This is a genomic window from Pseudomonas sp. MG-9, assembly GCF_018729515.1.
GTDB lineage: Bacteria > Pseudomonadota > Gammaproteobacteria > Pseudomonadales > Pseudomonadaceae > Aquipseudomonas > Aquipseudomonas serboccidentalis.
This window is the reverse complement of sequence record NZ_JAHHZH010000003.1, coordinates 504341-513777: the sequence shown is the minus strand read 5'-3', so window position 1 is coordinate 513777 and position 9437 is coordinate 504341. Positions and strand designations below refer to the sequence as shown.

General features: G+C 62.6%; 6 protein-coding genes. 1 reads left to right on the top strand and 5 read right to left on the bottom strand.

Features of this window, described 5'->3' with window-relative positions; genetic code table 11:
- The first annotated feature begins 19 nt into the window (after positions 1-19).
- Positions 20-976, top strand: coding sequence for an alpha/beta hydrolase (locus KKQ10_RS10515; protein ID WP_215501046.1), 957 nt, complete (start codon positions 20-22; stop codon positions 974-976).
- A 139-nt stretch (positions 977-1115) separates the two neighbouring features.
- On the opposite strand, the gene KKQ10_RS10510 is transcribed toward KKQ10_RS10515, so the two are convergent.
- The 5 genes from KKQ10_RS10510 to pvdM form a co-directional block, all read right to left on the bottom strand.
- Complete coding sequence (locus KKQ10_RS10510; RefSeq protein WP_127652149.1) at positions 1116-3581, bottom strand: TonB-dependent siderophore receptor; 2466 nt, start codon at positions 3579-3581, stop codon at positions 1116-1118.
- A 183-nt stretch (positions 3582-3764) separates the two neighbouring features.
- The gene (locus KKQ10_RS10505; protein WP_215501045.1) at positions 3765-5414 is read right to left on the bottom strand and encodes a cyclic peptide export ABC transporter; all 1650 of its coding nucleotides are present in this window, start codon (positions 5412-5414) and stop codon (positions 3765-3767) included.
- Between the two features lie 217 nt (positions 5415-5631).
- Positions 5632-6525 carry a dihydropyoverdine dehydrogenase gene (gene pvdO / locus KKQ10_RS10500; RefSeq protein ID WP_215501044.1) on the bottom strand — a complete coding sequence of 298 codons (894 nt, stop codon included), beginning with the start codon at positions 6523-6525 and terminating at the stop codon, positions 5632-5634.
- Positions 6526-6557: 32 nt separating this feature from the next.
- The gene (gene pvdN / locus KKQ10_RS10495) at positions 6558-7838 is read right to left on the bottom strand and encodes a pyoverdine-tailoring periplasmic protein PvdN (RefSeq protein WP_215501102.1); all 1281 of its coding nucleotides are present in this window, start codon (positions 7836-7838) and stop codon (positions 6558-6560) included.
- Between the two features lie 28 nt (positions 7839-7866).
- Complete coding sequence (gene pvdM, locus KKQ10_RS10490) at positions 7867-9216, bottom strand: pyoverdine-tailoring dipeptidase-like protein PvdM (protein ID WP_215501043.1); 1350 nt, start codon at positions 9214-9216, stop codon at positions 7867-7869.
- Between the last annotated feature and the right edge of the window lie 221 nt (positions 9217-9437).

Below are 9437 nucleotides of genomic sequence, written 5' to 3'. Positions count from 1 at the left end.
TTTTGGAAGGATGTAAACGATGGCGGTACTGCCAGAGCTGCAAGCATTTCTCGAACTCGCCGAGTTCGGCCGACTGACCGGCAAAAGCCGTGCGATGCACGAGCAGACCCCGCAACAGGCACGCATCGATTTCGAAGCGGCTTCGGGGTTTCTCGATGTCCCGCTGGACCACGTTGCCTGCGAAGATTTCACCATCGCCGCCCGCGATGGTCACCGTCTGGCGGCACGCCTGTACCGCGCCGGGCAGGCCACTGACGGCCTGCAACCGGTGATGCTGTATTTCCACGGTGGCGGTTACGTGGTCGGCAGCCTCGATTCTCACGATGCACTGTGCCGGCGCCTGGCGGCGCAGGGTGGTTTCGCCCTGTTGACGGTGGACTATCGCCTGGCGCCGGAATGGCGTTTCCCGACCCCGGTAGAAGATGCCTGCGATGCCGGCAACTGGCTGGTGCGCGAAGGCGCAGGTCTGGGCCTGGACGCCGCGCGCACGGTGCTGGCCGGTGACAGCGTCGGTGCGACGCTGGCCACCGTGTTGGCGTTGATCGCGGTGCGCGAACCCGAGGAACTGGAGCTGCTGCCCAAGGCGCAGGTTCTGGTCTACCCGGTAACAGACGCCACCCACCATCGCGCTTCGCATCGTGATTTTGCCGAAGGCTATCTGCTGGAGACCCCGACGCTGGACTGGTTCTACGCGCATTACGCACGCACCCCGGAAGATCTGGCCGACTGGCGCTGCTCGCCGTTGCTGGCGCAGGATCTGTCCGGTGTCGCCCCGGCGCTGGTGTACCTCGCCGGGTATGACCCGCTGCATGACGAAGGCCTGGCCTACGCCGAGCGCCTGCGCGCGGCCGGCAATGACATGACCCTGCTCGAACAGCCGGGCATGACCCACGACTTCCTGCGCATGGCCGGGCTGCTGGGTGAGGTCGAGGCGATCCATGCCGAGGTGGCGCAGTGGGTACGCTCACACATCTGACCTGATCTGATCCGGGAACCGCCCTTGCCGAGCCGGCAATGGCGGTTTTTTTTGCCCGACAGAAAGTCCACGAGACCCACGACGGGGCAAAAAAAATGCCCGCCTCTTTCGAGACGGGCATGGGTGTTTCCGGGGTGAATCAGAAGTTGTACTTGGCGGTGAGTTGCAGGTTGCGTGGCTCGCCGTAGAACGTGGTGTCGAAGTTGCCCAGGCCCGTCAGGTACTTCTTGTCGAAGACGTTGTTGGCGTTGACGGTGAAGCTCAGGTGCTCGTCGTATTCGTACTTGGTCATCAGGTCCACCAGCGAGTAGCCGCCTTGCTTGATGCGCGTGTAGTCGCCGGCCGGTGCGCTGTAGATCTTGCCGTAGAACGCGCTCTGCCAGCTCACGCCGCCACCGACGGTGACCTTGTTCAGCACACCCGGCAGGCGGTAAGTGGTGAACGTGCGGAACACGTGCTCGGGTTTGGTGGTGGACAGCGGGTAGCCGTAGATCCGTTGTTCGTCCTGGTCACGGGTACGGGCGTAGGTGTAGCCGGCCGAGAGGTTCCAGCCTTCTTGCAGTTCACCGGCCAGTTCCAGTTCGACACCGTTGGTGGTGGCGCCGTCGATGGCTTTGTAGATGCCTTCGTTGGTCACCGGGTTGGTGCCGATCGATTCGGCGACGTTGTCCTGCTCGATGCGGAAGAACGCCAGGCTGGCGTTGAGGCGGCCATCGAAGTAGGCGGCCTTCAGACCGGTTTCGTAGGCGTTGCCTTCGACCGGGGCGAGGGTTTTGCCGTCGGTATCCTTGTAGATCTGCGGCTGGTAGATGTTGGTGTAGCTGCCGTACAGCGAGTAGGTGTCGTTGAGGTCATAGACCACACCGGCGTAAGGCGTGACGACGCCGTGTTCCTTGTAGCTGGCATGCGTGTCGGACATGCCGGTGCCGGCGTTATAGGAGTAGTCCTCGTTGTATTTGAAGGTGCTCAGACGGCTGCCGAGGATCACCGAGAGGTCGTCGGTCGGGCGCAGGCGCGTGGCGAGGTAGATACCGTTCTGGCTCTGGGTGCGCTCGTATTTGCCGTTCTTCGGGAAATCCTGTTTCGGCAGATGGCTGTTCCAGTCATAGATGCTGCCCGGCACCTGGCTGAAGGCGCTGGTGTCGAACGTCGCACCGGTCTGGCGCGAGTGCGAGGCCATGAAACCGGCCACCAGTTCATGCTCGCGCCCGCCCAGGGTGAACGGGCCGGAGAGGTTGATGTCCGCCGAATCCTGCACGCGGTGACCTTCCCAGCGACCCCAGTAGAGGAACATGCCTTCGCCGGTGGCGCGATCCGGGTTGCCGCCGCTGGCCGAGGCCAGTTGGGTGTCGTGGTCGCTGATTTTCTCGTTGAGGCTGACTTTGAGTTTCCAGTCGTTGGCCAGGGCCTGCTCCAGCGCGGTGAAGTAGGTCACGGAGTCGAAGTCGCGACGGCTCCAGTCGGCGCCCGGGTTGAAGCTGCGCGGGAAGTCGGTACGCCCGCCGTCGGCGAAGTACACCGGGTTGCCGGTCCAGGACGAACCACGCGGGGTCACGCTCTGTCTGTCGATGCCGAAGGTCAGCAGGGTGTCTTCGCTGAGGTCGGCTTCGAGGATGCCGTAGTACACATCCTTTTTCTGCGTGTAGTGATCGATGTAGGAGTTCTTGTCCTGATAGGCGCCGACGAAACGCCCGCGCACCGAACCGCTGTCATTGAGCGGGCCGGAGATATCGCCTTCGGTGCGGTAGTTGTCCCACGAGCCGGCCGTGCCGGTGATCGACGCCTTGAATTCCTTGGTCGGCTTTTTGCGCACCAGGTTGACGGTGGCCGACGGGTCGCCCGAGCCGGTCATCAGGCCCGTGGCGCCCTTGATGATTTCGACGCGGTCGTAGGTGGCCATGTCGACATGGGTCGCCCCCTCGTCGTACACGCCGTCGTAGACGTTGTTGACGCCGTCGTACTGGAAGTTGGTGATGGCAAACCCGCGAGTCGAGTACTCGGTGCGGTCGCTGTCATATTGCTGCACGGAAATGCCGGGAGTGTTGCGCAACACGTCGCCAATGTTCTTTTCGCCACGGTCGTCCATCTGTTGACGGGTGACTACGGTCACCGATTGCGGCGTTTCGCGAATGGTCAGCGGCAGCTTGGTGGCGGTGGTGGTGGCGCCGGTGGTGTAGGCGCCAGTGTCTTCAGTGGTCAGGCCCAGCGTCTGACCGGAAATGGTGGTCGCGCCCAGTTGCAGGGTCGAACCCGCGCCACCGGATACCAGCGTCACGCTGCTGCCATTGATCTGGAAGGAAATTCCGCTGTCCTTGAGCATCGCGGCCAGAGCGTCGGACGGCTCCAGCGAACCGGACACTGCGCGGGATTTGATCCCGGCCACCTGGTCCGGGCTGTAGAGGATCTGCAGGTTGGTCTGCAGGCCCAGTTCGGTCAGCGCGCTGGACAGCGGCTGCACCGCAATATTGACCTTGACCGGTGCCGCGTTGGCCATCGAGCTCCCCAGCAAGGTGGCGGTCAGCAGCACACGGGTCAGCAGGGTTGTATGCAAATTCGGGCGCTGTACGGCCAGCGCGAGAGGTGTGCGGCGTGGAAGAGGGTGCATGACTTGCCTGAGCTCCTGAACGTGTTGTGCAGAGTTTTTGTTAATAGGAATTATTATTAAGACGGAGCGATGGCAAAAAACCGGAAACAAACCCGACAAATAAATCGCTTTCGGGTCGGTTCTGTGCGCTGAAACAGGGGGGGCGCCCTGCGGATCAAGCCGCGAAGGCGTACGGCGGGTGTATCAGGCCGGGGTCAGTTCGCTGAGCACCCGGCCGCGCTCCATGCGCACCAGTTGATCGGCCACATCGAAATAGCGGTCGTCGTGGGAGATCACGATGATGGTTTTGCCCAGGCGCTTGAGGTCCGGCAACAGCTCGGTATAGAAGATGCGGCGGAAGGTCGGGTCCTGATCGGCCGCCCACTCGTCGAACACCAGCACCGGACGCTCCTCCAGCCAGGCATTGACCAGCGCCAGGCGCTTACGCTGGCCGGTGGACAGGTCGGTGGTGGTGAAACTGCCGTCCTTGACGCTGACCTTGTGCGCGATCTCCAGCCGTTGCAGGTATTTGTTGGCGTCTGCCGGGATCTGCATGTCGCCCTGGACCACGTCATCGAACAGGTAGTAGTCGGCAAAAATCGTCGTGAACAACTGGCGGTAGTCATCGCGATTGTGCGCATCGATACCCACGCCGTTGACGCGAATCTCGCCCTGTTGCGGGGTGTAGAGGCCCAGCAGCAATTTGATCAGGGTGGTTTTGCCGCAGCCGTTTTCGCCGACGATGAACGTGATGTCGCCCTGTTTGATCGTCAGGTTGACCGGCCCCAGTTGAAACGGCGCAGCGCCGTCGACGGCCGGGAAGGCGTAACGCACGTCGGCCAGTTCCAGGCTGTGCACGGTCTTGTTGGTCTGGCTCTGATCGCTGAGCAACAGGTGCGCTTCGGGCGTGGAGAATTGCTCGGACAGTTCAGCGATGCGGCGAAAGGCAATCTGCGCGCGGCTGACAATCGGCAGGGTGCTGATCAGATGTTCCAGCGGGCCTTTCATGTACAGCAGCACCAGGACGAAACCGCTCATGACGGTCTTGTCGGCGCTGGGCCAGAAGGTTTGCAGCGCCAGGGCCAGGCCGATGACCACGAAGAACAGCATCGAACCGAAGGTCTTGGCGATCACGAAGGTGTTGATCGAGCGCACCTGGGTGTTGCAGATGAATTCGGCGGTGGCCTTGATCCCCGACACGAACATGCGCTGACGGCGCGGGCGGTGAATGCGCAGTTCCTTGGCGCCCTCGGCAATCGCGTTGTAGTGCTTCTGCAATTCGTCTTCGGCATCGCGCGCGGCCATGAAACCCTGCACGCCCTTGCTCTGGGCGTAGGCCTGGATCGCCGTGCCGATGAGGATCGCCGCGACCATGATCAGGAACATCGGCCACGACAGCAGCGCCAGGTAGCCCATGCACCCCAGGGTCACGGTGACGGAAATCGCCAGCGGTGCGAAAGCGAAGGCGAAGTCGCTGATGGTGTCGACGTCGTGGGTCAGCACCGGGATCAGCCGATGGCTGCGGTAGCGCTCGATCTGTTCGATTGGCGCCGAGAGGACTTTCTCGCCCAGCTGTTTACGCAGTTTGGCGATGATGTGCTGGCCGACGTAATTGGTGCCGATGTCCGAGCAGATCGAACTGGCCAGGGCCAGCAGGCACAGGCCGGCGAACAGTGCGACCACGCCTTGGGTCAGGCCGCTTGGCGAATGCAGGGCGTTGTTGATGGTCGCCAGCAATACCGTGACGCTGAGGCCGCCGACCATGCCCAGAAAAATGGACGCGGCAACGATGAGCCGAAACGGTTTCAACAGGGCGAACAGTTCGCCGATGGCGCCACGGGCAGGCTGGGTCATGGAAGACAGTTCCTTGGGTATAAAGGCAGATACCCAGTAGAACGTCTGGCGGCCGGCTTAATTTAGCCGGGTGCCGACTGGCGGCGACCCGGTAAAAACCTGTGTGCGAGCTTGCTCGCGAAAGCGTTGGGTCAGTCGACAGTGTTGGTGACTGACAGGCCGTATTCGCGAGCAAGCTCGCTCCCACAGGGGGATGTCGGTGTTTGAAAAAATTGCCTCAGAGCTCGCGCACTACGCGAAAGCCCATCCAGTCGCCACGCTCGTTCGGATACTGGCTGTTGCGGTTGCCGGAGCGCGAGAACACCGGCGCTTCGCCCCAGTCGTTGCCGCGAATGCGCACGGCTTCGCAATTGGCTTCCAGCCACGCGCTGCCATCGGCAGGTGCGCCGACGTAGTCCGGGTGTTCGCAGTCTTCGACCCATTCGTAGACGTTGCCGTGCATGTCGTACATGCCAAAGGCATTGGGCGGGTAGCTGCCCACAGGCGAGCTGTAGCTGAAACCGTCCGCCGGGCCGTAAGTGTTGGCGTGCTTGGCGATGCTGTAGGCCTTGCCCTCGTCGAACGGGAAGGGGAACGGACCCTGGGTGCCGCCACGCGCGGCATATTCGCGCTGGGCCTCGCTGACCATGTGGTAGTTCTGCCCGGTTTTTTTCGACAGCCAGGTGACGTAGTTCTTCACGTCGTAGTAGTTCATGCACACCGCCGGTTGCCGAGGCCCCTGCGGGTAGCGCGGCTTGCTGGCGACGCATTCGCGACCGGGGCGGGTATCGCCATTGGCGATGGTCACGCCGCTTTCGCGCACGTAGTTGTCCCATTCACCGGCGGTGATCTGGAAGCGGCTCATGGCGAACGGTTTGGCGAAGGTCACGTCATGCATCGGGCCTTCATCGGGTTCGCGACCGACTTCATCGTCCGGGGTGCCCATGCTGAAGGTGCCGGCCGGTAACACGACCATTTCCGGGCAGTCCTTGCAGTCCTTGAACACTTTGCCCGGCGTGGGCGGTGTGGCGGCCAGCGCGGCACTCGGCAGCAGGCTGCCGAGCAGGGCCGTGAGGGCCAGGGCCTTGAGTGCACCGGCGCCAGTGGTGGGGGACAACAGATCACGTTTCATGAGTCATCTCGATTAAAGGAAAGCGGGGCGCTTCACAGGTGCTTGTGCAGCACAGCCATGAAACGCTCGATGTCGTTTTCACTGTTGAGCAGGCCCGGGGCGATGCGGATTACCGGGCCGACATCGCGGTCTACCGCATCGCACACCACGCGGTCGGCCATCAGTTGCGCGGCGACCTGATCGCAGTCGCGGCCCTTGATCCGGAAGAAGGTGAAACCGGATGACAGTGCCGCGCTACGTGGTGTCACCAACTCGATGGCGGGCTGTTCCAGCAAGCGGTTTTTCGCGTAGGTGTTGAGGCTGTGGATGCGCGATTGCACCTCGTTCTTGCCCAGCTCCAGGTGCAGCTTGAACGCTTCGTCCAGCGCCCAGCGGTGTTCGAAGCTGTGGTAACCGCCCGGGGTCATGGTGGTCGAGAACGTGGTGGCTTCAGAAAAGGTCGGGATGATCGGGGTGACGTCCTTGAGCTCGCTGGAGCGCGCGCAGATGATCCCGGTGCCACGCGGGCCGAACATCCATTTGTGGGTGCCGGCAATAAAGAAATCGCAATGCATGTCGGGGAAGTCGAGGTCTTCGACGCCAAAGCCGTGCACACCGTCGACCACGTAGAGGATGCGGTCCTTGTCGTCACGCTGGCGGTTGTGTTGCTCGACCAGTTTGCCGATCTCGCCGATCGGCAGTTTCACGCCGCTGCCGGACTGTACCCAGGTCATGCCCAGCACGCGGGTTTCGGGGCGGATGCCGCGATCAATGCCGCTCAGCACTTCGTCGACCGAAATTTTTGCGCTGTTCTCGAACAGCTTGAGCTTGCGCACCTTGACCCCGTCGCGCTGCTGGCGGTAGCCGAGGGTGTAGTGGGTCGAATAGTGCTCGTGTTCGGTGGTGAGGATTTCCTGTCCCGGACGCACGTGAATGCCGCCGTAGATCAGCGCCAGGCCTTCGGTGGTGCTGCCGGTCAGGGCGATCTGTTCGGGTCTGGCCTTGAGGTAGCGACCGGCCCACTCGCGCACGATCTGTTCACGCTTTTCGGTCTCGCCCAGGTCCCAGTCCATCGCCCGGCCGGGGTTGCGATCCAGCGTGGCGCGATGGCGCTCGATGGCTTCGCGCACCGGTCTTGGGTGCGAGGTCACGAGGAAGTTGGCGAAGTGCAGGTAGTCCGGATCCTGGTCGAACAACTGGCGCAGTTGCACCCATTTGTCTGCCGAGACCGGTTGCGGGCTGGCGGCCCGCGTCGGCAGGTTCACGGCGGCGCCCAATGGCAGGCCGGCGGCCAGAATCCCGGCCTGCTTGAGGAAAGAACGGCGGTTGGTCATGAAGTCGGTTCGCTTGTTCAAAAGGGCGTCAGTGGCTGGCTACGGGTTTTGACGACTGCTGCACCTGTTCCCAGACCCGCAGGAAGTTGCCGCCCCACAATTTCGCGATGTCGGCTTCGCTGTAGCCACGGGAGATCAGTTCGGCGGTCACGTTGCGGGTCTCGCTGACGTCCTTCCAGCCGTCGATGCCGCCGCCGTCGTTGAAGTCGGAGCTGATGCCGACGTGGTCGATACCGATTTTCTTCACGGCGTAATCGATGGCGTCGCCCAGGTCCTTGAGGGTGGCTTTCGGTTCTTCGTCGACAATCCCGTAGAGCTGACTGGCGTACTCGCCAAAACGCTGCTCGGGCCACACGGTAATGACCGGATCGCCGGGCATCAGCGCCATCTCCAGACCTTGCAGCGGTTGCAGGTCGAATTTCGCGCGCAGGGCGTTGAGCTTGTCCTGGGTGGGCTGGCTCAGCGGTCGCAGGTAGGTCGGGAAGCCGACAATCTGCACCACGCCGCCGCTGTTCTTGATCAACTGCATTTCCTGATCGCTGATGTTGCGCGGAATGTCCACCAAGGCCCGAGGTGCCGAATGCGAGGCGATGATCGGCGCGCGGCTCAGTTGCGCGACTTGTTCCAGGGCTTTGGTCGACATCTGCGACACGTCGATGATCACCCCCAGGTCGTTGAGCCGGTGCACCGCCTGCTTGCCGATCTCCGACAGCCCGCCGAGGGCGTCGCGGGTGTCATTGAAAAACGGCAGCGGTCGCGACGAGTCGGCCCAGGCGTTGTTGCCCACGTAGCTGAAGCCGAACATGCGCATGCCGCGTGCGGCCCACTGATCGAGGGCGTTGAGGTCGTTGCCCAGCGGGTAGGCGTTGAGCATGCTCATGAAGATCGCGAACTTGCCTTCGCCGTGCAGACGCCGGAAGTCGTCCGGGGTATAGGCGATGGCCACCTGATTGGGAAAATCGCGCACCAGCGTGGTGATGATCTTGTAGCGGGTTTCCTGTTCGAAGCGCGCTTCTTCGACGAAGCCGGCGGTGGGCCGGTGCGGGGCGTTGGCGCCGTTCCAGATTTCCGGCCAGCCGAAGATCGTCAGCGCTGCACCGGAAAGCCGGCCCCGGGCGGCCTTGACCAGGTCGAACTGGCCGCTGCCGTCCTTGTCGGCCTCGTTGCCGGCGGTGCCGAAATCCAGCGGCACGGTGATGTGGCTGTCGAAGGAAATAATCCGCTCCTGCAACTCGTCGGCCTGCTTCATGACGTTGGCCGGGTAGCCGGGGTTGTCCTTGAACCAGTGCTCCCAGACCGCAAAGCCTGCGGCGGCGCTGATCGCCAGGGCCAGCGGCAGGCCGATGTAAAGAGCCTTTTTCGAACGTGGTTTTGTCATTGCCATCTCAGTCAGGTTCGCCGTCGAGGTGCAGGCACGAGGGCCTTCGCTATCTGGGTGGAACGACTGGGCAGCCGTGGAATTTAGCTGCACGGGAAAAGATCGCAGCCTGCCGTTACACGCCGACCCCTGTAGGCGCTGCCGAAGGCTGCGATCTTTTCCGGCGCGCATAAATTTGCCGTCCTGATAAACGTTCTAGCTTGGATAAAGCCTGCTTCATG